Source organism: Polaromonas sp. P3_A5, from assembly GCF_056403055.1.
Genome location: NZ_JBFUGF010000001.1, coordinates 1,198,828 through 1,224,908 on the forward strand (window position 1 = coordinate 1,198,828; position 26,081 = coordinate 1,224,908).

22 protein-coding genes and 1 other RNA gene are annotated in these 26,081 nt (G+C 60.2%); 9 read left to right on the forward strand and 14 right to left on the reverse strand.

Translation table 11 applies throughout. From position 1 onward, the window contains the following. The first annotated feature begins 24 nt into the window (after positions 1–24). Positions 25–3,657: a hydantoinase B/oxoprolinase family protein gene (locus AC1DU8_RS05790; protein WP_477665615.1), complete on the forward strand. Its 3,633-nt coding sequence runs from the start codon at positions 25–27 to the stop codon at positions 3,655–3,657. Between the two features lie 410 nt (positions 3,658–4,067). Next, positions 4,068–4,613 (forward strand): DinB family protein, encoded by a 546-nt coding sequence (locus AC1DU8_RS05795; protein WP_477665616.1) that lies wholly within the window; start codon positions 4,068–4,070, stop codon positions 4,611–4,613. A 117-nt stretch (positions 4,614–4,730) separates the two neighbouring features. On the opposite strand, the gene AC1DU8_RS05800 is transcribed toward AC1DU8_RS05795, so the two are convergent. The 13 genes from AC1DU8_RS05800 to gyrA form a co-directional block, all read right to left on the reverse strand. After that, a complete protein-coding gene (locus AC1DU8_RS05800) occupies positions 4,731–5,291 on the reverse strand; it encodes a ComEA family DNA-binding protein (protein ID WP_477726538.1) in 561 nt (186 codons plus the stop codon). A gap of 129 nt (positions 5,292–5,420) precedes the next feature. Next, a complete protein-coding gene (gene rfaD, locus AC1DU8_RS05805) occupies positions 5,421–6,425 on the reverse strand; it encodes an ADP-glyceromanno-heptose 6-epimerase (protein WP_477702419.1) in 1,005 nt (334 codons plus the stop codon). Positions 6,426–6,452: 27 nt separating this feature from the next. After that, a complete protein-coding gene (gene rfaE1 / locus AC1DU8_RS05810) occupies positions 6,453–7,400 on the reverse strand; it encodes a D-glycero-beta-D-manno-heptose-7-phosphate kinase (RefSeq protein WP_477665618.1) in 948 nt (315 codons plus the stop codon). Between the two features lie 101 nt (positions 7,401–7,501). Further along, positions 7,502–8,647 carry a lipopolysaccharide assembly protein LapB gene (gene lapB, locus AC1DU8_RS05815; RefSeq protein WP_477665619.1) on the reverse strand — a complete coding sequence of 382 codons (1,146 nt, stop codon included), beginning with the start codon at positions 8,645–8,647 and terminating at the stop codon, positions 7,502–7,504. Continuing rightward, positions 8,637–8,921 (reverse strand): LapA family protein, encoded by a 285-nt coding sequence (locus AC1DU8_RS05820; protein ID WP_457280053.1) that lies wholly within the window; start codon positions 8,919–8,921, stop codon positions 8,637–8,639. Before AC1DU8_RS05820 ends, lapB begins: the two co-directional genes overlap by 11 nt. A 63-nt stretch (positions 8,922–8,984) precedes the next feature. Continuing rightward, positions 8,985–9,299: an integration host factor subunit beta gene (locus AC1DU8_RS05825; RefSeq protein ID WP_348043247.1), complete on the reverse strand. Its 315-nt coding sequence runs from the start codon at positions 9,297–9,299 to the stop codon at positions 8,985–8,987. 63 nt (positions 9,300–9,362) lie between these two features. After that, positions 9,363–11,048 carry a 30S ribosomal protein S1 gene (gene rpsA, locus AC1DU8_RS05830; RefSeq protein WP_457280054.1) on the reverse strand — a complete coding sequence of 562 codons (1,686 nt, stop codon included), beginning with the start codon at positions 11,046–11,048 and terminating at the stop codon, positions 9,363–9,365. A gap of 150 nt (positions 11,049–11,198) precedes the next feature. After that, positions 11,199–13,187: a bifunctional 3-phosphoshikimate 1-carboxyvinyltransferase/cytidylate kinase gene (locus AC1DU8_RS05835; RefSeq protein ID WP_457280055.1), complete on the reverse strand. Its 1,989-nt coding sequence runs from the start codon at positions 13,185–13,187 to the stop codon at positions 11,199–11,201. Positions 13,188–13,198: 11 nt separating this feature from the next. Further along, on the reverse strand, positions 13,199–14,077 hold the full coding sequence (locus AC1DU8_RS05840) for a prephenate dehydrogenase (RefSeq protein ID WP_457280056.1): 879 nt from the start codon (positions 14,075–14,077) through the stop codon (positions 13,199–13,201). Positions 14,078–14,110: 33 nt separating this feature from the next. Continuing rightward, positions 14,111–15,193 (reverse strand): prephenate dehydratase, encoded by a 1,083-nt coding sequence (gene pheA / locus AC1DU8_RS05845; RefSeq protein WP_457280057.1) that lies wholly within the window; start codon positions 15,191–15,193, stop codon positions 14,111–14,113. 83 nt (positions 15,194–15,276) lie between these two features. After that, entirely contained in the window at positions 15,277–16,383 is a 1,107-nt protein-coding gene (gene serC, locus AC1DU8_RS05850; RefSeq protein WP_457280058.1) for a 3-phosphoserine/phosphohydroxythreonine transaminase, read from the reverse strand. After that, complete coding sequence (locus AC1DU8_RS05855) at positions 16,380–16,955, reverse strand: DUF2059 domain-containing protein (protein ID WP_457280059.1); 576 nt, start codon at positions 16,953–16,955, stop codon at positions 16,380–16,382. Before AC1DU8_RS05855 ends, serC begins: the two co-directional genes overlap by 4 nt. After that, positions 16,955–19,603: a DNA gyrase subunit A gene (gyrA, locus tag AC1DU8_RS05860; protein WP_477726539.1), complete on the reverse strand. Its 2,649-nt coding sequence runs from the start codon at positions 19,601–19,603 to the stop codon at positions 16,955–16,957. The genes AC1DU8_RS05855 and gyrA overlap by 1 nt, the downstream gene beginning before the upstream one ends. Positions 19,604–19,854: 251 nt before the next feature. On the opposite strand from gyrA, the gene ompA reads away from it, so the two are divergent. The 6 genes from ompA to AC1DU8_RS05890 all read left to right on the forward strand — a co-directional run bounded on the left by ompA (position 19,855) and on the right by AC1DU8_RS05890 (position 23,904). Next, the gene (ompA, locus tag AC1DU8_RS05865) at positions 19,855–20,493 is read left to right on the forward strand and encodes an outer membrane protein OmpA (RefSeq protein ID WP_477665622.1); all 639 of its coding nucleotides are present in this window, start codon (positions 19,855–19,857) and stop codon (positions 20,491–20,493) included. Positions 20,494–20,559: 66 nt separating this feature from the next. Next, positions 20,560–21,267: a bifunctional 2-polyprenyl-6-hydroxyphenol methylase/3-demethylubiquinol 3-O-methyltransferase UbiG gene (gene ubiG, locus AC1DU8_RS05870; RefSeq protein WP_477726540.1), complete on the forward strand. Its 708-nt coding sequence runs from the start codon at positions 20,560–20,562 to the stop codon at positions 21,265–21,267. A gap of 28 nt (positions 21,268–21,295) precedes the next feature. Further along, positions 21,296–21,961, forward strand: coding sequence for an HAD family hydrolase (locus AC1DU8_RS05875; protein WP_477665624.1), 666 nt, complete (start codon positions 21,296–21,298; stop codon positions 21,959–21,961). Positions 21,962–21,973: 12 nt separating this feature from the next. After that, positions 21,974–22,360, forward strand: a transfer-messenger RNA (tmRNA) gene (ssrA, locus tag AC1DU8_RS05880). A gap of 124 nt (positions 22,361–22,484) precedes the next feature. Further along, complete coding sequence (locus AC1DU8_RS05885) at positions 22,485–23,231, forward strand: pseudouridine synthase (RefSeq protein WP_477665625.1); 747 nt, start codon at positions 22,485–22,487, stop codon at positions 23,229–23,231. Between the two features lie 79 nt (positions 23,232–23,310). Then, positions 23,311–23,904 (forward strand): putative pterin-binding protein, encoded by a 594-nt coding sequence (locus tag AC1DU8_RS05890; protein WP_477665626.1) that lies wholly within the window; start codon positions 23,311–23,313, stop codon positions 23,902–23,904. 119 nt (positions 23,905–24,023) lie between these two features. On the opposite strand, the gene AC1DU8_RS05895 is transcribed toward AC1DU8_RS05890, so the two are convergent. After that, positions 24,024–24,830 carry an alpha/beta fold hydrolase gene (locus tag AC1DU8_RS05895; protein WP_477665627.1) on the reverse strand — a complete coding sequence of 269 codons (807 nt, stop codon included), beginning with the start codon at positions 24,828–24,830 and terminating at the stop codon, positions 24,024–24,026. 141 nt (positions 24,831–24,971) lie between these two features. On the opposite strand from AC1DU8_RS05895, the gene AC1DU8_RS05900 reads away from it, so the two are divergent. Beyond that, positions 24,972–25,988: a YVTN family beta-propeller repeat protein gene (locus AC1DU8_RS05900; protein WP_477665628.1), complete on the forward strand. Its 1,017-nt coding sequence runs from the start codon at positions 24,972–24,974 to the stop codon at positions 25,986–25,988. Positions 25,989–26,081 lie beyond the last annotated feature (93 nt).

Here is a 26,081-nt window from a genome sequence, read left to right on the forward strand (position 1 = left end):
GTTAACTCTGAAATCAAAAAAATTATGCAAGACACCACTTCAAAACCGGGCGGCGACCGTTGGCAATTCTGGATAGACCGCGGCGGCACCTTCACGGACATCGTGGCCAAGAAGCCCAATGGTTCGCTGGTCACGCACAAGCTGCTGTCGGAAAATCCGGAGCAGTACCGCGATGCGGCGGTCGCCGGCATCCGCCACCTGCTGGGCCTGAAAGCGGGCGAGCCGATACGCGCCGACGTGGTGGACTGCGTGAAGATGGGAACGACCGTGGCGACCAATGCGTTGCTGGAGCGCAAGGGTGAGCCGACCTTGCTGGTGACCACGCGCGGCTTTCGGGATGCCCTGCGCATTGCCTACCAGAACCGCCCCCGTCTGTTTGACCGCCACATCGTGCTGCCCGAGTTGCTTTACAGCGCGGTGGTGGAGGCCCAGGAGCGTGTGGGCGCGCAAGGCGAGGTGCTTCAGGCGCTCGACGAAGTGCTATTAAAAAAGGAGCTGCTTGCGCAGTACCAGAAAGGGCTGCGAAGCCTTGCAATTGTTTTTATGCATGGTTACCGGTTCACGGAGCATGAAAAGGCCGCCAAGCGCATCGCGACCGAGGTGGGTTTTACCCAGATCAGCACCTCGCATGAAACCAGCCCGATGATGAAGTTTGTGAGCCGCGGCGACACCACGGTGGTGGACGCCTACCTCTCCCCCATCCTGCGCCGTTATGTGGAACAGGTCGCCAGTGAGATGCCGGGGGTACGGCTCTTTTTCATGCAGTCTTCCGGTGGGTTGACCGATGCGCATGTATTTCAGGGCAAGGACGCCATCCTGAGCGGCCCGGCGGGCGGCATTGTGGGCATGGCCCGCACGGCCGCAATCGCCGGCCATGCCAAGGTCATAGGCTTTGACATGGGCGGCACCTCGACGGACGTGTCGCATTACGCCGGGGAGTTCGAGCGCGAATTCGAAACCCAGGTCGCCGGTGTGCGCATGCGGGCACCCATGATGAGTATCCACACCGTGGCGGCGGGCGGCGGCTCCATCCTCAAATTTGACGGCGAGCGCTTCCGGGTTGGTCCACAGAGCGCAGGCGCCAACCCAGGCCCCGCCAGTTACCGGCGCGGTGGCCGCCTGGCGGTGACCGATGCCAACGTGATGGTCGGCAAGGTGCAGCCGCGCTACTTTCCGAAGGTATTTGGTCCCAATGCCGATGAGCCGTTGAGTTACGAGGCGGTAGAGGCCCAGTTCAACGAACTGGCCGGGCAGACCGGGCGCAGTGCCGAGGTGGTGGCTGAAGGCTTCATCAACATCGCGGTCCAGCAGATGGCCAACGCCATCAAGAAAATTTCAGTGGCACGCGGCTATGACGTGACACGCTACACGCTGCAATGCTTTGGCGGTGCGGGCGGGCAGCACGCCTGCCTGGTGGCCGATGCGCTGGGCATGACCAAGGTGTTTGTGCACCCGCTGGCGGGGGTGCTGAGCGCTTATGGCATGGGCCTGGCCGACCAGAATGTGATTCGTGAGCAGGCGGTGGAGCTCAAGCTCTCGGCCGCCGTGCTTCCGGAAATTGCCGACAAGCTCAACGCGCTCGCTGCGACGGCAGAGGCCGAGCTGCAGCGCCAGCAGGTCAGCACCGGCAGCATCACCACGCATCACCGCGTGCATGTGCGTTATGAAGGCAGTGACTCCGCGCTCATCGTGCCCTTCGGTACGCTGGACGAGATCGAGTCCGGGTTCGAAGCCGCTTACCGCCAGCGCTTTGCCTTCCTGATGCAGGGCAAGGGCCTGGTGGTTGAGGCCGTGTCGGTAGAGTCCGTGGTGGCAGGCGACGCGCCTGCCGAGCCGCGCCACACCACGCATGAGCCGCGTGAAGTACCTCGCCGCGAAACCGTGCGCATGTACTCCGGCGGCCAGTGGCATGACGCCGCGCTGGTGGTGCGTGAAGATCTGCGGCCGGGCGACATCATCTCGGGGCCGGCCATCATTGCCGAGAAGAACGCCACCACGGTCGTGGAACCGGGTTGGGAAGCCGCGCTGACGGCGCTGGACCACCTGGTGCTGGACCGCCGGGCCGAACGCGCCGTGAAGTTTGCGGCGGGCACCACGGTAGACCCTGTGCTGCTGGAGGTCTTCAACAACCTCTTCATGAACATTGCCGAGCAGATGGGCCTGCAGCTGCAGAACACCGCTTACTCGGTCAACATCAAGGAGCGCCTGGACTTCAGCTGTGCACTGTTTGACACCGAAGGCAACCTGATCGCCAATGCGCCGCATATGCCGGTGCACCTGGGTTCCATGGGCGAAAGCATCAAGACGGTGATTCGCGAGAACGCCGGAAAGATGCAGCCTGGTGATGTGTATGTGCTGAACGACCCCTACCATGGCGGCACGCACCTGCCCGACATCACCGTCATTACGCCGGTCTACCTTGGTGCGGCGACACAGCCGACGTTTTATGTCGGTTCGCGCGGACACCATGCCGACATCGGCGGCACCACGCCGGGCTCCATGCCGCCGTTCTCGACATTGATTGAAGAAGAGGGCGTGCAGATCAACAACGTCAAGCTGGTAGAGCGCGGTGTGCTGCGCGAGGCAGAAATGATTGCGCTGCTCAAAAGCGGCAAATACCCCAGCCGTAACCCGCAGCAGAACATGGCCGACCTGAAAGCGCAGATCGCCGCCAATGAAAAGGGCGTGCAGGAGCTGCGCAAGATGGTGGACACCTTCAGCCTGGAGGTGGTGCTGGCTTATATGCGCCACGTGCAGGACAACGCCGAGGAGTCGGTGCGCCGCGTGATCACGCGCCTCAAAAATGGCGAGTTCACCTTGCCGCTGGACAACGGCGCCCAAATCAAGGTGTCCATCCGTGTTGACGTCAAAGGACGCAGCGCCGAGATCGACTTCACCGGCACATCGCCGCAGCAGACCAATAACTTCAACGCGCCGACGGCGGTGTGCATGGCCGCAGTGTTGTATGTGTTCCGCACCCTGGTTGACGACGACATCCCGCTGAACGCGGGCTGCCTGAAGCCGCTCAAGGTCATCATCCCGCCGGGCTCCATGCTTAACCCGAACCCGCCGGCTTCGGTGGTGGCGGGTAATGTGGAAACCTCCACCTGCATCACCAATGCGCTTTATGGCGCGCTGGGTGTAATGGCCGCCGGCCAGTGCACGATGAACAACTTCACGTTCGGCAATGCACGCCACCAGTACTACGAAACCATTTCGGGTGGTTCGGGTGCCGGCGGAAAGCTGGATGATGCGGGCAAGCTGGTGTCGGGTTTTGACGGCACCTCTGTAGTGCAGGCACATATGACCAATTCGCGGCTGACCGACCCGGAGGTGCTGGAATTCCGCTTCCCGGTGCGGCTGGAAAGTTATGAGATTCGCCAGGGCTCTGGTGGTGCGGGCCGATGGCAGGGCGGCAATGGCGGGGTGCGCCGTGTGCGCTTCCTGGAAGCCATGACGGCCAGCATCCTGTCAAACGGGCGCAAACACGGCGCCTTCGGCATGGCCGGGGGCCAGGCCGGGCAGGTCGGGCAAAACGTTGTGGTCCGGGCGCAAGGCCAGATCGAAACACTGGGCCATATCGGCCAGGCCGAGATGCAGCCCGGTGATATTTTTGAAATCCATACGCCGGGCGGCGGTGGCTTCGGGAAAGCTTGATGCCAATCACGGGCCGGTGTATGCCGGCCTGCTTCCCAAGCGGAGCGACCGCGCAGCTGTGACGGGTGGGTAAAGCGCCTGCCCGTTCACGCGTGCGCCTGATCGTCATTCGCAAAGTCATCTGCTCAGCCGCCCGTAACACTTGGGGCTGGCTTTAGTACCTGCAAACGGCTCGACGCTGTGCATCGCGGACGCGCCGTAAACCGGACCTCCCTCCCGTATAGCACTATCTTTTTTTGCACGGCAACGATCGGCCATCGCCAGGACAGTGGAAAATCTGCAGTGGAGCCAGCGCACCTTGTGACGGGGGCAGGCAGGCTTTTAGGGGTGCGGAATGCCGTAATTTCATATGAAATCCGGCCCTGGGCCAATCAGCACGAGCGCGAGAAGCTATCAATTCAGGAGCATGTATGACCGGTGCATTTTCCGACAACTACCGACTTCTGGCCCAGTACAACCGCTGGATCAATGAACGGCTGTATGGCGCGTGTGAAACCCTGTCAGATGAGGAGCGCAAGCGTGACCGTGGTGCCTTTTTCGGCTCGATCCATCACACGCTGGGCCATCTTGTCCTGGCCGACCAGGTCTGGCTCAGGCGCTTTGCGCAGTGCGGTAATGAGAACGGAATCCATTTCACGTCGCTGGGCGCTGAAGTGCTGGACATGCCGCAGGCCTACACGCTGGACATGGTGCTCTACGAAGACTGGGCCGGACTGAAAGCCAAACGGCAGCAGCTCGATGGCGCCATCGAGCAGTGGGCTGCCGACATGCCTGAGGCTTACCCGGCCATGACCATGCGGTACGCCAACTCGAAAGGGGTGCAGCGCGAGCACGTGGTCTGGAAGGCCCTCACGCATTTTTTCAATCACCAGACACACCATAGAGGGCAAGTGACGACACTGGTCACGCAGGCTGGGGCAGCGGTGGGCGTGACGGACCTGATTGCGCTGGTGTAGAGGTCTTTAAGGTGCTATGAAATAGATAGCTGCTTGCGCTCGCCCCTAAAGGACTGGAGGCAAAAATTGGCAATAAAAAACCCGCTCCAGGCGGGTTTTTTATTGGATGCGGGCCAATTACTTCTTGGCAGCGCTTGCAGCAGGCTTGGCCGCTTCAACCTTGACTTCGGTTTTGGTTTCTTTTTTGGTGTCCTTCTTGGCGTCTTTTTTGGACGTTACCGCCTCTTTGGCATCTTTGGCCGATTCCACCACGGCGTCTTTGGTCGCGATAGCCGCGCCCTTGACTGCATCCTTGGTGGCGATGGCTGCGTCTTTGGCCTTTTCGGTGACCGGCTTGTCGGCCTTCTTGCTGGTTTTGGCGTCCGCTTTGGCTTCGGTCTTGGTTTTTGCCTTCGCATCTGCGGCGGCCGGGCCGGTATAGGCGGCACCGCCAACGGTCAGCCCTGCGGCGGAGAACTCGGCTGCGCGTTTTTCTCCCACGCCTTTGACGCGGGTGATGAAGTCATCCCAGTTTTTGAACTCGCTTTTCTTGCGCTCGGAGATGATCAGCTTGGAGGTGACGGGGCCGATGTGTTTGATGCCGTCGAGTTCGGCCTCTGTGGCTTTGTTGACGTCGACCGCAGCAAAGGCTGCAACGAGAGACATGGCGGCGAAAAACGCCAGTACTTTCTTGAACATGGAAATCTCCTCAGTGGTGAGTGGCGAAGCGCGTTATGCATCCTGTGAATAAGAATGCTGTGTTTATAACGGCCCGGTTTCACACGGGGTTGACCTGCCTGGTGCGATTGGGTTGGGGAACCCCAAGCCTCAGCGATTCTTGCCCAGCCACTGCATGTAAGCAGTTACACCCGCTTTCACATCAGCAAACACATGGTCACACCCAGCGGCACGCAGGGCGCCGAGGTCGGCCTGCGTGTAGCTTTGATATTTACCCACCAAGGCTGGCGGGAAGGTGATGTAGTCGATGAGCCCGCCGCGCACGGCATCTTCCAGGCTCAGCGCCGCAGCATCCTGCCCTTTGCGCAAGGTGTTCACGACGGCGAGCGCGACATCGTTGAAGGGCTGGGCCTTTCCGGTGCCAAGATTGAAAATGCCGGATTGTTCTGGATGGTCAAAAAACCAGAGGTTCACGGCCACCACATCGTCGATGAAGACGAAGTCGCGCATCTGGCCGCCGGCGCCGTAGCCGCCGTATTCGCCAAACAGCTTGACCTTGCCTTCGGCCTGGAACTGGTTGAACTGGTGAAAGGCCACGCTGGCCATACGGCCCTTGTGCTGTTCGTGGGGGCCGTAGACATTGAAGTAGCGAAAGCCCGCAACCTGGGTGGCTGCGCCTTCAAACCGGTTGCCGAGTTCACGCCGCAGGCGCTGGTCAAAGAGCAGCTTGGAGTAGCCGTAGACGTTGAGTGGTCGTTCGAATTCGGGCGATTCCCTGAACGTGTCGGATCCGCCGTAGGTGGCGGCCGACGAGGCATACAGCAGGCGTGTTCCCTGGTCCTGGCAGGCATGAAACAACTCGCACGAAAGCGTGTAGTTGTTGTCCATCATGTACTTGCCATCGGGCTCCATCGTGTCGCTGCAGGCGCCTTCGTGGAACACTGCCTCGACCTGACCATAAGCGCCTTCGGCAAAGAGGTCGTAGAAGTCGTCGGCATCCACGTAGTCGGCGATCTGCAGGCCGGCCAGGTTGCGAAATTTGTCGCCTTCGGTCAGGTCGTCGACCGCGATGATGTCGTCGATGCCGCGGGCATTGAGGCCCTTGATGATATTGCTGCCGATAAAACCCGCAGCACCCGTGACTACTACTTTCATGATGATTCCTTTAACCTGAGGCGCAATTTAATGCGCGGCAAACAGTTCGTCGTAACTGACCGTTGCGGTACCGAACTTGCCGACCACAATGCCGCCGGCACGGTTGGCGATGGGCACCGCATCACGAAGGCTCATGCCCGTGGCCGCCATGGCAGCCAGTGTGGCGATCACCGTATCGCCGGCGCCGGTGACGTCGAACACCTCACGTGCCACGGCCGGTACATTCAGCTCACCCTGGGCGTCAAACAGGGTCATGCCTTCTTCGCTACGTGTCAGCAGCAGGGCATCAAGATTGAGTGCGGTGCGCAGGTTGTGGGCTTTGGTGCGCAGCTCGGCTTCGTCGCTCCAGGTGCCGATCACGTGCTCGAGCTCGGCGCGATTCGGCGTAATGATGCTGGCGTTTTTGTAGCGTGCGTAGTCCGCCCCCTTGGGGTCGACCAGCACCACCTTGCCGGCAGCGCGCGCCTGGGCGATCATCAGCACGATATGCGCGAGGCCACCCTTGCCGTAGTCGGAAAAAAGCACGGCGTCGTGCTGCGTGTGCAGTTTTTCAAAGGTGGCGGACTGGGAGGCGAGCACCTCGTTTTCCGGCGTGTTCTCGAAGTCGAGCCGGATCAGCTGCTGCTGGCGGCCAATGACGCGCAGCTTGACCGTTGTTTTGAGCCGTGCATCGCGGCCGAAGTAAGGGGCGATGCCGGTTTTTTCGACCAGCGCCTCCAATTGGTGGCTGGCCTCATCATCGCCCACCACGGTCAGCAGCGAGGCTTGCGCGCCCAGCGTGACGATGTTGTAGGCCACGTTGGCCGCGGCGCCTATGCGTTCCTCGGTGCGCGTGACACGTACCACGGGCACCGGGGCCTCAGGCGAGATGCGGTCTACCGCGCCGTACCAGTACCGGTCGAGCATGGCATCGCCCACCACGAGGACACGGGCTTTGGCGATTCGTTCAGCGGATAGTGTGAGAGTAGTGGTCATGTCTGTCTGTATTCAAACCAGAACAGCGTGGAACCGGCTTCGCCGGGCCACAGCTGTTGCCCCCTGCAAGGGGGGAGGAGGCGAAGCCTCCACGGGGGTGTTCATAATTCTTCTATTCGGCGGGTCGGGTAGCTGTCCCAGGCCTGGCAGCCAGGGCAGTGCCAGAAGTGCTGCGTGGCTTCAAAGCCGCACGCGGCACAACGATAGCGCATCAACGGCTTGGTTGCCTGACCCAGCGAGCGCTGCACCAGTGCGTGATGATGCGCATCCTGGAGTTGTTCCCCTTCTATCCACTTGCCGGCGGCCACCAGGGACGCCTGGCGTTCCATATGCCTGGCATACCACTGGCGTGCCGACGCAGGGTCTTTTTCCAGTTTGACGATGGCTTCAACCACGTCAATGGACGGCGTGTTGGCGTAACTGGTCTTCAGCAACTCCAGTGCGGCGGCTTCCTGGCCGCTTGCCTGGGCGATATTGGCAAGCAGGCCGGCGGCAAGTGGCAGGCCTTGCGGTGCCAGGTCTTCCAGCTTCTGCAATGTGCGCAAGGCATCCTGGGACTTGCCGAGCTGGTGCTGCAGTTTGGCCAGGTCAATCAGTGGGCGGGCCGACACCGGGGCCATGGCGACAGCCTGCTGCAATGTCTCCAGGGCCTGGCTTGTGTCGCCTGCCGCTGCGGACGCAATGGCCTGCTCGCAAAGGTAATGCGCCTGCCGGGCACTGAAGCTGCCATGGCTGGAGGTACCCAGCCTGGCGGCGATTTCGGTTGCGTTAGGCCAATCCCGCGAGCGTTCATAAATGGACAGCAACGCAAGCCGGGCCTCTTCCTCGAACGGCGTTCCCTCCAGTTTGCGCAGCGCGATTTCGGCACGGTCGAGCAGGCCGGCTTTGAGGAAATCCAGGGCCAGTGCATGCTGGGCGCGGTCGCGCTCCGGTTGCGTCAGGTCGCCGCGCGACATCAGGTGTTCGTGCACCCGCACGGCGCGCTCGTATTCGCCGCGGCGGCGGAACAGGTTACCCAGGGCGAAGTGAAGCTCGGACGTGTCGGGGTCGTTCTGTACGGCTTCGATAAAGGCGTCAATGGCCTGGTCCTGCTGCTCATTGAGCAGAAAATTCAGGCCTTTGAAGTAGGCTTTGGGCGCCTGGCGGTTTTCGATGCGCAGTTGCCGCAAATCCAGTCGCGAAGCCAGCCAGCCCAAGGTAAAGGCGATCGGAAACCCGAGCAGGACCCAGGTGAAATCAAATTCCATGGTGGAGGGTGGAGGGGTCTTCGGTCACGGTATGGGGGCCCATGGTGGAGGAGGCATATTTCGCCGATCTGCGCTTTTTCCACCAGCGCGGCATCATGACAAGAATACCGAGCGCCAGCCCGCAGGCGAAGACACTCAGGACAACCAGCACCAGAGGTGCTCGCCACATCGTGCCAAAGAAAAAATTCACCGAAACCGTTTGCTGGTTATTCAGTGCAAAAGCAAACAGCGTAAAAAAAATGGCTGCCTTGAGCAGCCACATGAGGTATTTCACTTGGTCGTCCCCCGTGGTGGTCTCGCGATTGTAGCCAGACCACCGGGGGAAAACAGCAAGACCTTACTTCGGATCCGTGACCGCCAGGAGCTCCTGGGTACGGGCATCCACTGCTTCCCGCAACGCCTTGCCCGGCTTGAAATGGGGCACCCGTTTTTCAGGGATGGCCACGCTTTCACCGGAACGCGGATTGCGGCCCATGCGAGGCGGGCGGCGGTTGATGGAAAAACTGCCAAATCCCCTGATTTCAATGCGGTGGCCGCGCACCAGGGCGTCGCTCATGGCATCAAGAATCGTCTTGACGGCATATTCGGCGTCGCGGTGCGTCAGCTGGCTGAATCGGGCTGCCAGTTCTTCGACAAGATCGCTTCGGGTCATGGATAAAGTAGCTGTACAGCGATGCAATCCGCCAGGGGCGCATCACACCGCTGCACGGTCGCCTTACTTTTCGTTGTTGTCCAGCTTGGCGCGCAACAGGGCGCCAAGGTTGGTCAGGCCAGCGCTTTCACGCGAAGACTGCTGGCTCAGGGTTGCCATGGCTTCCTGCTGGTCGGCGTTGTCCTTGGCTTTGACCGACAGCTGGATGTTGCGGGTCTTGCGATCCACGTTCACCACGACTGCGGACACTTCGTCGCCTTCTTTCAGCACGTTGCGCGCGTCTTCGACGCGGTCACGGCTGATTTCGCTGGCGCGCAGGTAGCCGATGATGTCTTCGCCGAGATCGATTTCAGCGCCCTTGGCATCAACAGTCTTGACCTTGCCGGTCACAATCGCGCCCTTGTCGTTGATCGACACGAACGTGGTGAACGGATCGGAATCCAGCTGCTTGATACCCAGGGAGATGCGCTCGCGGTCGACGTCGACTGCCAGAACGATCGCTTCGACTTCCTGGCCCTTTTTGTAGTTGCGAACGGCGGCTTCGCCGGGTTCGTTCCACGAGAGGTCGGACAGGTGCACGAGGCCGTCGATGCCGGCAGCCAGGCCCACAAAGACGCCGAAGTCGGTGATCGACTTGATGGGGCCCTTGACGCGGTCGCCGCGCTTGGTTTCCTGTGCGAACTCTTGCCATGGGTTGGCCTTGCACTGCTTCATGCCCAGGCTGATCCGGCGCTTGTCTTCGTCGATCTCGAGGACCATGACTTCGACTTCGTCGCCCAGCGCCACGAGCTTGCTCGGTGCCACATTCTTGTTGGTCCAGTCCATTTCGGACACGTGGACCAGGCCTTCGATACCTGGCTCGAGTTCAACAAATGCACCGTAGTCGGCGATGTTGGTGATCTTGCCGAACAGGCGCGTGCCTTGTGGATAGCGGCGGTTCACGCCCATCCATGGGTCGTCGCCCATCTGTTTCAGACCCAGCGAGACACGGTTCTTTTCGGTGTCGAACTTCAGGATCTTGGCCACGATTTCCTGGCCAGCCGTCACCACTTCGCTTGGGTGACGCACGCGGCGCCATGCCATGTCGGTGATGTGCAGCAGGCCGTCAATGCCGCCCAGGTCAACGAACGCGCCGTATTCGGTGATGTTCTTGACGACGCCCTTGACGGAGGAGCCTTCCTTCAGGGTTTCCATCAGCTTGGCGCGTTCTTCGCCCATGCTGGCTTCGACCACGGCACGGCGTGACAACACGACGTTGTTGCGCTTGCGGTCCAGCTTGATGACCTTGAATTCCATGGTCTTGTTCTCGTACGGAGACAAGTCCTTGATGGGGCGGGTGTCGATGAGCGAGCCGGGCAGGAAGGCGCGGATGCCGTTGACGAGGACGGTGAGACCGCCCTTGACCTTGCCGCTGGTCTGGCCGGTGACGAATTCGCCGGACTCCAGGGCTTTTTCCAGGCTCATCCACGAGGCCAGGCGCTTGGCCTTGTCGCGGGACAGCAGGGTGTCGCCATAGCCGTTTTCGACGGAGTCGATGGCCACGGAGACAAAGTCGCCGACCTGGACTTCGAGTTCGCCCTGGTCGTTTTTGAATTCTTCGAGCGGCACATAGGCCTCGGACTTCAGTCCGGCGTTGACGACGACGTGGTTGTGGTCGATGCGAACGACTTCAGCGGTGATGACTTCACCGGTGCGCATTTCAGAGCGCTGGAGCGATTCGTTAAATAGATCGGCAAAAGATTCAGACATGATTTTCCTCATCCACACAACAGGGTTCCAATAGCGGAATTGCTATTGTTTTTATAGCTGCTTGCGGCGGTTGCTTGCGGCCAGACGTTGAATAAGGCTGCGGGTTACGTTAATGAACCTGCTGACCAAGCGCAGGTTGCGCGTCGGGGGTCAGAAGGGCCGGGTGCCTTGCCACCAGTCAATCACCTGATCCACCGACTTTTCAATCGACAGATAGGAATTGTCCAGGGGCCGGGCGTCATCAGCAGGCTTCAAAGGGGCGGCTTTTCGCGATGAATCGCGGGCGTCACGTGCCTCTAAATCTTGCTGAATCTCGCTGATTATAGCTGAATTTCCCTTTGAAATCAACTGCTTATGCCGTCGTTCAGCGCGGTGCCGGGCGCTGGCCGTCAGGTAGATTTTGAGCGGTGCATCGGGAAAAATGACGGTTCCCATGTCCCGCCCGTCTGCTACCAGCCCGGGCAACTGCCGGAAACTGTGTTGCAGGGTCAGCAGCGCAGCGCGAACCTGGGGATGGGCCGAGACCCGGGAAGCGGCCATTCCGGCAGCTTCGGAGCGGATGGCTTCTGACACATCTTCCGCCCCGAGGAAAATCCGGTCGCCCTGAAAGCGAACCGGCATGGTGCGGGCGATTTGCGCAACAGCCGCCCCGTCGTCGAGCGAAACGTCGGCACGCAAGGCGGCAAATGCGCTCAAGCGATACAGGGCGCCGGAGTCAAGATAGTGGTAGCCGAGCCGTTGGGCCGTCAAAGCTGCCAGGGTACCCTTGCCCGAGGCAGTGGGGCCATCGACGCAAATCACCGGAATATGGTTGACATCTGCTCTGGCCACCGTGAACAGGGCCTCGAAGTAGTCCGGAAATGTTTTGCCGACACATTTGGGGTCAAGAATCCGGATGGGCAACCGGGCCGGATTGAAAGCGGCCAGCGAAAAACACATGGCTACGCGGTGATCGTCATAGGTGTGAATGGGCGCGGTTTTCCATTCGCCGGGCCGGGGCGGCGTAATTTTGAGATAGTCCGCCCCTTCCTCCACCGTGGCGCCGAGCTTTTGCAACTCGCAGGCCATCGCGGCGATGCGGTCGGTTTCCTTGACGCGCCAGCTGGCGATGTTGCGCAAGGTGGTGCATCCCTCGGCATACAGCGCCATCACGGCCAGCGTCATCGCGGCATCGGGAATATGGTTGCAGTCCAGATCAATCGCCTTGAGCGGCCAAGCACCGCGCGAGATGCGCAATGAATTGGGCGTGCTGTCGATTTGCGCGCCCATCATTCGTGCGGCCTCCACGAAACGAATGTCGCCCTGGATGGAGTCGGCCCCGACCCCCAAAACTTCTATGCCATTTTGGCCTGCAGAGCCCGATGCTATTGCGCCAAGCGCTATGAAATAGCTAGCAGAGGAAGCGTCGCCTTCCACATGGATTTCTCCGGGCGACTGGTAGCGGCTGCCGGCGGGGATGATGAACTGCTCCCAGCCTTTACGCTGCACGTCAATGCCGAAACGTTCGAGCAGCTTGAGCGTGATTTCAATGTAAGGCCGTGAAATCAGCTCCCCCACGACCTCAATGCAGATGTCGTCGACAGCCACAATGGGCAGAGCCATCAGCAGGGCGGTCAGGAACTGACTGGAAACATCTCCGCGCACCCGGATGGGCTCTTTCAGGTTCAATTGGCCGGAACGCAGGCGCAGGGGCGGAAAACCTTCATTTCCCAGGTAGTCGATGGAGCAGCCCAGCTGCCGGAGGGCATCAACCAGGTCGCCGATAGGCCTTTCGTGCATACGGGCCACGCCCGACAGCTCAAATTCTCCGCCCAGCAAGGCCAGAGCGGCCGTCAATGGACGCATGGCAGTACCGGCATTGCCCAGAAACAGCTTGACCGGTGTGTGAACGTTGCGGCCGCCAAGGCCGGTGATCATCGCGGTGCTGCCCTCTTGTTTTACTTCGCAGCCAAGCAGCCTGAGCGCCGTCAGCATCACGGCGGTGTCGTCAGACGCCAGGAGATCGTGAACTGTGGTTTCCCCGTGACTCAGGGCGGCCAGCAACAAGACGCGATTGGAAATGCTTTTGGATCCGGGCAGGCGGACAGTGCCTCCCGCTCCACTGAGGGGCGGAATGTCCAGGAACTCGATGTCGAACATGAATCGCAGGTTTATTTATGCGATTTTTGAGAAGAGATGCGCCAGTTGGCGCGCGTCTCGCTGGCTTGCTCAATGAGCGCTTCCAGGCCGTCGCCGTTGCTGCTCGAAATGAGTACTTCGAGGGACTGCAGGGTCTGCTGAAAGATCTTGGACTGCGCCAGCAACTCTTCGCGGTTGGCAATCAGGATGTCGCGCCACATTTTCGGATCGCTGGCAGCGATGCGTGTGAAGTCGCGAAAGCCGGGCCCGGCCAGGGACATGTAGTCCTTCCCGTGCTCCTGTCCGGTAATGCCGTTGATCAGTGCAAAGGCGATCAGGTGGGGCAGATGGCTGACTGCGGCGTACGCAGCGTCATGTGCCTGCGGCGACATCTTGAGGACATGGCAGCCCATGGCGGTCCATACGTCGGTGGCTTTTTGCAGCTGGACCGTGAAAGTCCGCTCTATGGGGGTCAGGATGACCTGCTTTCCGTTGTAGAGGTCGACATCAGCGTGTTCGACACCCGACACCTCTTTGCCGGTAATGGGATGGCAGGGAACGAAAGAGCCGACGTTACCCTGCAGGACCCGCCGTGCGGCATCGACCACGTCGCGCTTGGTGGAGCCGACATCCATGATCAGGGTGTTTGGGCCAACAAGATGCCGGATCGCCTTGAAGGTGGCTTCGGTTGCAGAAACCGGCACCGCCAGCAGGACAATGTCAGCTCCGGAGACCGCCAGCAGGGCGGAAGGTGCCTCTACGTCAATGACACCCATCTGGCGTGCGCGCTCGGTCGTCGAAGGCGACTTGCTGTAGCCCACCACGCGTTTGACCAGACCGGCGCGCTTGAGAGCCAGCGCAAAAGAACCGCCCATCAGGCCGCATCCAATGAGACCTAATTGTTCAAACATGTCGTGGTACCAGGAGTTTTGTGAGTTCGTGCATTAATCGCTGACAGGATAGGTTCCGAGAACCTTGTAAAAGGCGCACATTTGTTGCAGGTCAGCCAGTGCCGCCTTGACGTGGTCCTGCGACGGATGGCCTTGCAAATCGATATAAAAATAATATTCCCACTGGCCGGAGCGTGCCGGGCGCGATTCAAAGCGGGTCATGGAGACGCCGTGAGCTTTCAACGGCATCAGGATGTCATGGACGGCGCCGGGGCGGTTGGGTACGGAGACCACCAGGCTGACACAGTCTTTGCCGGAGAGGGGCGGGGAGGGTAGTGTTTGCGGCAGGCACACTACGGCAAAGCGCGTGCGGTTAAACGCGTCGTCCTGAATGGCGTGGGCGGCCGTATACAGGCCAAACTGGGTGGCGGCCCGATCACTGGCAATGCCGGCCCATGCAGGGTTGGTGGAGGCAAGGCGTGCACCTTCCGCATTGCTGGAGGCTGCCCGGCGCTCCACATTGGGCAGGTGCGTGGTCAACCAGCCCTGGCATTGGGCCAGGGCCTGGGGGTGTGCATACACGGCTTCGATACCTTCCAGGGACTCGGAAAGCCGCAGGAGGTTGTGGCGCACCATCAGGCTGATCTCGCCAACGATGTGCAGGGGAGAGTTCAGGAACAGGTCGAGAGATCGGGACACGACGCCCTCGGTCGAGTTTTCGACCGGCACAACCCCGTAGCTGGCGCTGCCGGCAGCCGTTGCACGAAAAACCTCGTCGATGCTGACACAGGGAACATGCTCGATGCTGGCGCCAAAAAACTGCAGCGCTGCCTGCTCGCTGAAAGTGCCGGCGGGACCGAGGTATGCCACACGCACCGGAGATTCCAGTGCCAGGCAAGCCGACATGATTTCACGCCATACGGCAGCAACATGTTCGTTTTTGAGCGGCCCTTGATTGGCTTGCTGGATCTGCTCAATAACCTGGGCGACGCGGTCCGGGCGGAAGAAGGGCGTACCCTCGCGCTTCTTGACTTCGCCGACCTGCTCCGCGACTTGGGCGCGGCGATTCAGCAGGGCGAGCAGTTCTCGGTCCAGTGCATCAATCTGTACGCGTAAATCTGCAAGATGGGTGGTCATGTCAGAGACCACCCGGCCATGCGGCGGGCGCTGCAGACCTGCCGGAAAGGCGAACCATAATGAGGGCGAAAAAACATTTCATCCTAGGCGTGTTTTTGTTCGAATTCTCGCATGTACTCCACCAGTGCCTGGACACCGGCCAGTGGCATGGCGTTGTAAATGCTGGCGCGCAGCCCTCCCACTGACTTGTGACCCTTGAGCTGAAGCAAGCCCCGTGCCTTGGCACCTGAGAGAAACGCGTCGTTCCGTGACTCGTCCCGCAAGAAAAATGGAACGTTCATCCGGGACCGGCAGTTTTTGTCGACCTTGTTGAGATAAAACTGCGAGCCGTCAATGGCGTCATACAGAAACTGCGCCTTGGTTTTGTTGCGCGCTTCCATTGCGGCAATGCCGGTAGCGCCGCCTTCTTGCTGGCGCTTGAGCCACGCGAAGGTAAGGCCTGCAATGTAGATTGCGTACGTGGGGGGCGTGTTGTACATGGACTGGTTGTCCGCTACGGTCTTGTAGTCAAAGGCGCTGGGGCAAATCGCCAGCGCACGGCCAAGCAGGTCTTCCCGGATGACCACCAGCGTGACACCTGCAGGCCCCAGGTTTTTTTGTGCACCACCAAATGCCAGGCCAACGAGAGACCAGTCAACCGGCCGCGATGCTACATGAGAGGAAAAATCGATGACCAGTGGCGCATCGCTTCCCAAGGCCTTAAGGTCTGGAAGGCTTTGAAACTCCACACCGTGGATGGTTTCATTGGTGCACAGGTGGACGTAGCTTGCGTCCGGCCGCAGCTTCCAGCCGGACGGAGGTGGTAGCAGCGTGTGCCCGTTGTCTGCATTGCTCGCAGCGACCTGGACATCGCAATACTTGCGTGCCTCTTTTTGCGATTTTTCACTCCAGCTGCCTGTTACCACGAAATCGGCCGAACGACCCTGCGAGACATTGAGGGGAACAATGGCATTTTCGGCAAGTCCGCCGCCCTGCATGAACAGGATCTTGAAGTGGGCCGGAATGGCCATCAGCTCGCGGAAATCGGCCTCCGCGTTTTCATAAATGGAAATGAACTCCTTTCCACGGTGACTCATCTCCATCACGCTCATGCCGCTGCCGTGCCAGTCCAGCATTTCGCCCGCCGCCTGCCGCAAGACCTCTTCGGGCAGGTTCGCCGGGCCAGCGGAAAAATTGAAAGGACGGGTCATTTCTTGGCGGGCGGCTTGCCTGCTCCCGGCGCGGGGCCGGTGCCAATGATCTTCAGCGCCACGTCGTCGAACTGCTTGGCACGTGCGAGGACGTCGGCACGCGAGGCTTCTACCAGCTTTTGTACAAAGACATTGCCCAGCTCGGGCGCCGTAGCCTGGTATTTCTTGACGGCAGGTGATTCAAAAAAAGCAGCAAGCTGCTGGAGTTCTTCCTGTGTGAACCGTTCTGCATACGCAGGTACCAGCGATTCGGCGCTGACTTTGCTAACCTGCTTGCTGATCAGCTGGCTCGCATCATCGGCATATTTCTTGAGTTCGGCGTTAAGTTCTTCAGACGCTTTTGGCTGCTTGGCTTTGGGAACATTTGCCTCCATTTTTGGAGCCCATTTAACAATGAGTTCCTGCGCCGTGGTGCCCGCAAGCTGGTTCACCAGCCGGTCAAGCTCCGGCCCTTGCTGCAGCGCGACCACTTTTTTGGCCAGCTCTGTTTTCGGATCTGCTGCTTGCGCGTGAACAGCCGTGGCGCCGCAGGCCATGGCAGCGATCGTGATAGCGGTAAGGAAGTTTTTCATCAGGTACTTTCGATGTTGGGGGTGTCTGTGCCGGTACCGGTTTCAGTATCGGGTTCATCCAGCGTGGCATCGTTTTCAACGATGCGCTGAAGGCCGCTTAATTGTGAACCTTCATCAAGGCCGATGAGCGTAACACCCTGTGTAGCCCTTCCCATTTCGCGGATTTCGCTGACGCGCGTGCGGACCAGCACGCCCTTGTCGGTGATCAGCATGATCTCGTCGTCCACGTGAACCAGTGTGGCCGCAACCACCTTGCCGTTGCGCTCGCTCTGCTGAATGGCGATCATGCCCTTGGTGCCGCGGCCGTGACGTGTGTATTCGGTGATGGACGTGCGTTTGCCATATCCGTTCTGGGTGGCTGTCAGCACACTTTGCTGCTCGTCTTCGGCGACCAGCATGGCGATCACGCCCTGGCCGTCTTCGAGCATCATGCCGCGCACGCCGCGTGCATTGCGGCCCATGGGGCGCACGTCGTTCTCATCGAAGCGCACGGCCTTGCCACCGTCACTGAACAGCATCACGTCGTGCTTGCCGTCGGTCAGCGACGCACCAATCAGGTAGTCGCCTGCGTCAAGATCGACCGCGATGATGCCGGCCTTACGCGGATTGTTAAATTCGTCGAGAGCGGTTTTCTTCACGGTGCCCATGGAGGTGGCCATGAAGACGTATTGATCAGCCGGGAAGCTGCGCTTTTCGCCCGTGAGAGGAAGGACGACGGTGATTTTTTCACCTTCCTGCAGGGGGAACATGTTGACGATGGGCCGACCGCGAGAACCGCGAGAACCGGCGGGTACTTCCCAGACCTTGAGCCAGTAGAGCCGGCCGCGATTGGAAAAGCACAGGATGAAATCGTGCGTGTTGGCGATGAAGAGCTGGTCGACCCAGTCGTCTTCCTTGGTGGCGGTGGCCAGCTTGCCGCGGCCACCGCGTTTTTGTGCCCGGTATTCCGACAGCGGCTGGCTCTTGATATAGCCGGTGTGTGAAAGCGTCACCACCATGTCAGTGGGGGTGATCAGGTCTTCGGTGCTGAGATCGAACGAGCTGTGCTCGATCTGGCTGCGGCGAGCGCCGAGCTTTGTCTGGCCGAATTCCAGCTTGATGGCTGTCAGTTCTTCGCCAATGATGATGGACACTCGCTCAGGCTTGGCCAGGATGTCGAGCAGGTCGTCGATCTCGGCCATGACTTCCTTGTACTCCGCCACGATCTTGTCCTGCTCCAGGCCGGTCAGGCGTTGCAGGCGCATCTGCAGGATTTCCTGTGCCTGTGTTTCCGAGAGGCGGTACAACCCGTCGTTGCCCATGCCAAACATCTTCTCGAGACCGTCGGGGCGGTAGTCATCGGCGTTCACCACGCCGCCATCGGCACGCGTGCGGGTCAGCATTTCGCGCACCAGGCTGCTGTCCCAGGGGCGCAGCATCAGCTCGGCCTTGGCGACGGGAGGCGTGGGGGCATTTCGGATGATGGCGATGAAGTCGTCAATATTGGCCAGGGCCACTGCGAGGCCTTCCAGCACGTGTCCCCGCTCCCGTGCCTTGCGCAGCGTGAACACGGTACGGCGCGTCACGACTTCACGGCGGTGCGACAGGAAGACCTGGATCAGGTCCTTCAGGTTGCAAAGCTTGGGCTGGCCATTGACCAGTGCCACCATATTGATGCCGAAGGTGTCCTGCAGCTGGGTCTGCTTGTACAGATTGTTCAGCACTACTTCGGGCACTTCGCCACGCTTGAGTTCGATCACCAGGCGCATGCCCGACTTGTCGCTCTCATCCTGAATATGGCTGATGCCTTCGATTTTCTTCTCGTGCACCAGCTCGGCCATGCGCTCCTGAAGCGTCTTTTTGTTGACCTGGTAGGGGAGCTCGTCGACGATGATGGACTGGCGCTGGCCCTTGTCGATGTCCTCGAAATGGCACTTGGCACGCATGACCACCTTGCCGCGGCCGGTGCGATAGCCGTCCTTGACGCCATTGATGCCGTAAATAATGCCGCCCGTGGGGAAGTCCGGTGCGGGCACGATCTCCATCAATTCGTCAATGGAGGCCCCCGGGTTTTTCAGCATGTGAAGGCATGCATCGACCACTTCGTTGAGGTTGTGGGGCGGAATGTTGGTCGCCATGCCCACCGCAATACCGCCCGATCCGTTGACCAGCAGGTTCGGCAAGCGGGTCGGCATGACCAGCGGCTCCTGCTCGCTGCCGTCGTAGTTGGGGCCGAAATCGACAGTTTCCTTGTCAAGGTCGGCGAGCAGCTCATGGGCAATTTTTGACAGGCGGATTTCGGTGTAGCGCATGGCCGCGGCGTTGTCGCCATCGACAGAGCCGAAATTCCCCTGACCGTCAACCAGCAGGTGGCGCAGGGAAAAATCCTGGGCCATCCGCACAATGGTGTCGTAGACTGACTGGTCGCCGTGCGGATGGTACTTGCCGATCACGTCGCCGACGATACGCGCTGACTTTTTGTAAGGACGGTTCCAGTCGTTGTTCAGTTCGTGCATGGCAAAAAGCACGCGCCGGTGTACCGGCTTGAGGCCGTCCCTTGCATCGGGCAGAGCCCGCCCCACGATCACGCTCATCGCGTAATCGAGGTAGCTTCGCCGCATTTCCTCTTCAAGACTGATGGGCAGGGTTTCTTTAGCGAACTGGGTCATGAGCGGCCTGGTTGGGATTTCGAGATCTTGAAGGAAACCGCTGATTTTAAGGCCGGAGTTTAAAGCGATGGCCTGTGGCGGGACAGCAACAAATGCTGAAGAATCTTAAGTCTGTGTCAGACGAAGCCGATAGCGTGCTTGAAGGTTCAGGCAGGTGTGGCACAATCGATGTAACGCTTTGAGTGATGGTCACTCACGGCGTGTAAATTACTAATCGCAGCCAGTCTGCGGCTTTTCTCTAGAGGAGAACCATGAAGAAACTCAACAAAGTGGCAATGTTGTTTGCTTCCGCAGCGCTTGTTACCGCCGCTGGTGCACAAACTATCGACAACTGGAAAAACGGTTCCAACGAACTGGTCTGGAAAAACGGTACCAACGAACTGTGCTGGCGTGACGCTTATTGGACGCCTGCTACTGCAGCGCCTGGTTGCGATGGCGCAATTGCCCCTGCAATGGCTCCTGTTGCTCCTCCGGTTGCTGGTCAAGCTGCGAAGCCTGCCCCTACTCCTGCCACTCCTCCTCCTCCTGCCGCAACGAAAGTTACGTACGCTGCTGACGCTTTCTTTGACTTCAACAAGTCAGTGATCAAGCCAGAAGGCAAAGCCAAGCTGGATGACCTGGTCGGCAAGATCAAGGACATCAACCTGGAAGTCATCATTGCCGTGGGTCACACTGACTCCGTGGGTAGCGATGCTTACAACCAGAAGCTGTCGGTTCGCCGTTCGGAAGCCGTCAAGGCATATCTCGTGTCCAAGGGCATCGAGAAAAACCGCGTCTACACTGAAGGCAAGGGCGAGAAACAGCCAGTTGCTGACAACAAGACCGCCGAAGGCCGCGCGAAGAATCGCCGCGTGGAAATCGAAGTGGTTGGCACCCGCGCCAACAAGTAATCCTTTCGGATCGCTTAAAAAACCGCGCTACGGCGCGGTTTTTTTATGCCTCAACGATAATGCGTCATGTCTATCAGCGATAACTTCGACCCCGCCGAACTGGCGAAATTCTCAGACCTGGCCCACCGCTGGTGGGACACCGAAAGTGAATTCCGCCCCTTGCACCAGATCAATCCGCTCCGCCTGGGCTGGATCGAGAGTTTGGTCCCACTTAAAGGGCTGCGTGTACTCGACGTCGGCTGCGGCGGCGGCATCCTGGCCGACTCGATGGCGCGCCGGGGCGCCGATGTCCTGGGCATCGATTTGGCGACCAAAGCGCTGAAAGTCGCCCAGCTTCACGCGCTGGAGGCACAGACCGAGGGTGTCCAATACCGTGAAATCAGCGCCGAAGCGCTGGCAGCCGAGCAGCCTGGCCGTTTTGACGTTGTCACCTGCATGGAAATGCTGGAGCACGTGCCCGACCCGTCTTCCATCGTCAAAGCCTGCGCCGCGCTGATCAAGCCTGGGGGGTATGTGTTTTTTTCGACCATCAATCGCAATGCCAAGGCCTTTCTGTTTGCCATCGTTGGGGCGGAATACGTACTTAATATGTTGCCACGCGGCACCCACGAGTACGCCAAACTGATCAAACCCAGTGAACTGGCCGGATACTGCCGCGCCTCCGGTCTCTCGCTTGAGCAAACCCGGGGCATGGAATACAACCCCCTGACACGTCACTATTGGCTCAGTGCGGACACCAGCGTGAATTACCTGCTGGCCACGCAAAAGAGCTGAGTCTCGTTTTTACCCACATTCGCGCTACATGTTCAAAGACACCGATGCCGTGCTGTTCGACCTCGACGGCACCCTGATTGACAGTGCCCCTGATCTGGGCGCAGCGGCCGACAAAATGCGCACGGACCGTGGCCTGGAATCGCTGCCCCTTGCGCTTTACCGTCCCATGGCCGGCGCGGGTGCGCGCGGCATGATTGCCGTGGCTTTTGGGTTGACGCCCGAAGACACCGGCTTTGGCGTGCTCCGGGAAGAGTTTTTCAGCAATTACGAATCGCGCATGACCGAAAACACCTCAGTGTTTGAGGGGGTGGCGGATCTGATCGCGCGCATCGACCAGATGGGGCTGAAGTGGGGCGTGGTGACCAACAAGTCCGCCCGCTTCACCATTCCGCTGACCAAGGCCATGCCTTTGTTCAATACAGCGAAAACCATCATCAGTGGCGACACCACGCCGCATGCCAAACCCCATCCGGCTCCCTTGCTGGAAGCGGCACGCCAGCTCGAGCTTGCCCCCGGGCGCTGCATTTATGTCGGCGATGACGAGCGCGACATCCTCGCAGGCCGGGCCGCGGGCATGCCCACGGTGGCCGCAGCCTACGGCTACCTCGGCAAAGCCGCCGATACCGAGGGCTGGAAGGCCGATGCCACTATCGCGGCGCCCGGCGCGCTCTTGAATTTGCTGCGAATGGCGTAAACTAGGCTTCCTGGGGCTGCATTGGTTTCGACGTGGGTTCGGACGCGGTGTGGTGCATGTCGAGCTGAGTGTGCTCGTAAAACTGATTCAAACAAACTAACTGCAAACGACGAACGTTTCGCACTCGCTGCTTAATTGCCAGTGAGCTTTACAACAGCAGGCCGATGGGCTGGGCAAGGGGTGTTTAGCGCAAGTTAAATGCTCCCGGCTGTAAAGATAATTTCATCGGCTGGCTCCGGGCTGGGTACCTTAACCCGGGGCAAGATAATAGGGTGCTGGCGTCCTGTGTAGCGTGCGACTGCGCGACACAGGTGGCGAGACTCAAATCAGACCGCTAAACATGTAGATCTGCCCGAACAAGGCTTGCGGACGGGGGTTCAAATCCCCCCAGCTCCACCACTTCACGAAAGCCCAGCCTTTACCGGTTGGGCTTTTTCATTGGGCGCGTATTTTCGGGGTGCCTGTCTGCTCCCTGCTCATGCCCGCCGCCCTGGTACCGGGCGACAATAGCCCCATGGCAAGCATGCAACTTCAAGAAATTCTTTTCTCTCAGGGCTTTGGCACGCGGCGCGTGTGCGCGGGGCTTATTCAACAGGGTTTTGTGGCTGTAGCGGGCGTCCTTTGTGCGGAACCAGCTATGGAATTCATAGCAGAAGGCCTGCACTTCACGGTGCAGGGCGTGGCCTGGGAGTACCACGAGAAAGCCTACCTGATGCTGCACAAACCGGCCGGCTACGAATGCTCGCAAAAGCCCAGCACCTATCCCAGTATTTACACCCTGCTGCCGGCGCCGATTCGCCAGCGCGGCGGTGGCGCGGCTGCCGGCGTGCAGGCGGTAGGGCGGCTGGATCAGGACACGACGGGTCTTTTGCTGCTGTCGGATGACGGCAAGTTCATCCACCGCATGAGTTCGCCCAAGCACCATGTGCCCAAGGTGTACGAGGTGCGGGCCAAGCACCCGGTCGACGACAAGCAAATCCAGAAACTGCTGGCTGGCGTGGTGCTGGACGACGACCCGAAACCCGTGCGAGCCGCCGCGTGTGAAAAAACTGGTGAAAACCAGCTCAGCCTGACCCTCACCGAAGGCAAATACCACCAGGTCAAGCGCATGATTGCCGCGGTGGGCAACCGGGTCGAGGAAGTGGGCGGCTTGCACCGTTCACGCATCGGTTCGCTGGATTTGCCGCCTGACCTGAAACCCGGCGAATGGCGCTGGCTGACGCCGCAAGACATGGCGAGCATTTCAGTGCCTTCGGCCAAAACCCCCTGAAACCGGTAAAAAACCTGACCCAGACGCGGCGGCAAGCGGTTACGCTGCCAGCTTCGCAAAAAGCAAACCTGGAGGAAACATGAATCCACGCCGTCAATTCCTGAATGCCGCCGCAATCGGTGCCGTGGCCGCGCCGTCGCTGGCCCTGGCGCAGCACGCGCCAAAAGCGTCGCGAGGCCCAGTCCTGTTAACCGTCAGCGGGCGGATCGGCGCGGGCAACCGCGGCGCCTTCGATCCGGCGTTCGACCAGATGATGGGCAAGCAGAAAATCCAGTTCGACAAGGCCCATGCCTTTGACTTTGCCGCGCTCACCGCGCTGCCGGCTGTCACTATCAAGCCGACGCTGGAATACGACAGCAAGCCGCACACCCTGAAAGGCCCTTTGCTGGCCGATGTTATGAAAGCTGCCGGTGTGAAGTTGACGGACAAGACGACGCTTTTCCTGCGCGCCGTGGACGGCTATGCAGCCCAGGTCACCGCCGCCGAAGCCAGCAAATACCGCTTCATCGTTGCCACCCACCTGGACGGCCAGCCCATGACGCTGGGTGGGTTGGGTCCGCTTTGGGCGGTGTACGATGCCGACCGTTTTTCCGACATGGCTGCCAAGCCGCTGCCGGCGCGCTTTGCATCCTGCCCGTGGGCGATGTACCACATCGAAGTCAAAGAGGCTTGAGCGGCGCCTGCTCCCGTTGAAATGACGGTCCAGGCCTTCTTTTTCCAGATGAAATCGGTCTTTTAGCCAATAGGGACGGGCGCAAGAAGCTATAAAAAACGTAGCACCCGTCAAGCGGTTCAATCGATGTCTTTGAGAAAGTCAGTGATCGCTTCAACCATTTTTTCAGGCTGGTCGCGCTGGGGTGAGTGTCCGCAGGCGGCCAGCCTCAGTTGACGGGCATGGGGTACGGCCAGCGCAATCTCGTCCAGTTGCCGCATCGTGCCGTACTCGTCATCAAACCCCTGGATGAGCAGCAGCGGCGCCGCAATGCGCGTGCAGTCCGGCCGGATGTCAAAGTTGCGAAAGTCCGGCGACAGCCAGACATCGTTCCATTGCCAGAAAGCGACGTCCACATCAGCGTGGTAACGAGCCAGGCGTTCGCGCAGGCCGCCAGACTCGAATGCAGTGGTCGCCTGGGCAATTGCCTGAACTGCGATGTCTTCGACCAGCACGTGCGGTGCCATCGCGATGCAGGCCGAAACCGGGTGCCGGCTGGCGTGGAGCAGGGCGATGCTGGCGCCGTCGGAATGGCCGAGCAACACGGGGTTTTCAACCCGCAGCGTATCCAGCAGCGCGGGCAACACCTCCCAGGCCTCGCGGTGCATGTAGTCGGGTAGCAGGCGGCCGGTGCGCTGGCCGTTCTGCTTTGCCGGTTCACCGCGTACGTTTGGTACGGGCTCTGACTGCCCATAGCCGCGTCGCGAATACACCATACCCGCCCGTCCGGTTGCCGTGCATACCGCCTGGGGCCAGTCCAGGCCGCGTTGCGTCCAGAGGCTGACCGAGCCCAGGCCTTCATGCAGGAAAACCACCGGAGCGAGGTCGGCGCGCCCGGCGATGTGCCTGACCTCCAGGCGCGCGCCGTTGATCTCCATCAAATTCATCGCTGCATCGTAAAGGATGTAAACGATTGGGCGAATCTGGCGTTGGAAAAAGGGGCCGCAGAGGACTTTTGGGCACCTTCAGGCATTTGCCATGGCTGACGCCCGGTACACTAGCCGGTTGCACGTAGAAAGACCGTTTTTGTGAATGTTTTCGTCCGTTTTGCCGCCGCCTGGCTGCTTGCCCTTGCCGGTTTGGCATGCTCCACCGCCTTTGCCCAGACGGCCGCCGCTGGTGCCGCACTTTCGGGAATCACAACGCCTGTTTTTGTGCTGAACTCGCTCGAAGACAGTGTCAGCGTGATCAACCCGGCCACCTGGACGGAAACCAGACGCATTGCCACCGGCAAGCAGCCGCATCACCTGTACCTCACGCCCGATGAAAAGTCGGTGATTGTTGCCAACGCGCTGTCGGACTCGCTCACCTTCATCGACCCGAAAACCGCTGAAGTGCAGCGCACGGTGCGCGGCATCATCGACCCGTACCAGCTGCGCTTTTCTCCCGACATGAAATGGTTTGTGACGGCCGCCAACCGCCTCAACCACATCGACATCTACAAGTGGGACGGCAAGGACATCACGCTGGCCAGGCGGGTGGCCACCGGCCGGACACCGAGCCATTTGTGGATCGACACCAAAAGCACCACGATTTATTCGACCATGCAGGACAGCGACGAGCTGATCGCCATCGACCTGCCCAGCCAGTCCATCAAGTGGCGTGTCAAGACCGGTTCCATCCCGGCTGACGTGTACGGCACTGCCGACGACAAGCACCTGCTGGTGGGCCTGACCGGCGGCGACGCCGTCGAGGTGTATGACGTGAGCGGCGCGCAGCCGCAGCGCACCAAGGTCATCAAGACCGGCGCCGGCGCGCACGCGTTCCGCGCCTTCGGCGATAAACGGCATGTGCTGGTCAGCAACCGCGTGGCCAACAGCATCAGCAAGATCGACCTGCAGACCCTGGAAGTGGTGGACAACTACCCCGCGCCGGGCGGCCCTGACTGTATCGACGTGAGCCGTGACGGCAAGCAGATACTGGTCACATCGCGCTGGGCGCGCAAGCTCACGGTGATCGACGTGGCAAGCCACAAGATCGTCCGGCAGGTCAATGTTGGAAAGAGCCCCCATGGCGTCTGGACGCTTGACCACGCACCTAGATAGGCCCCCACGCTCCCCCACTTTGTGTGGGTCGCTGCCCCCCGGGGGGGCCGCTGCGCCTGCGGCCCGGCAAAGCCGGTTCCGCGGCCCCTGCTT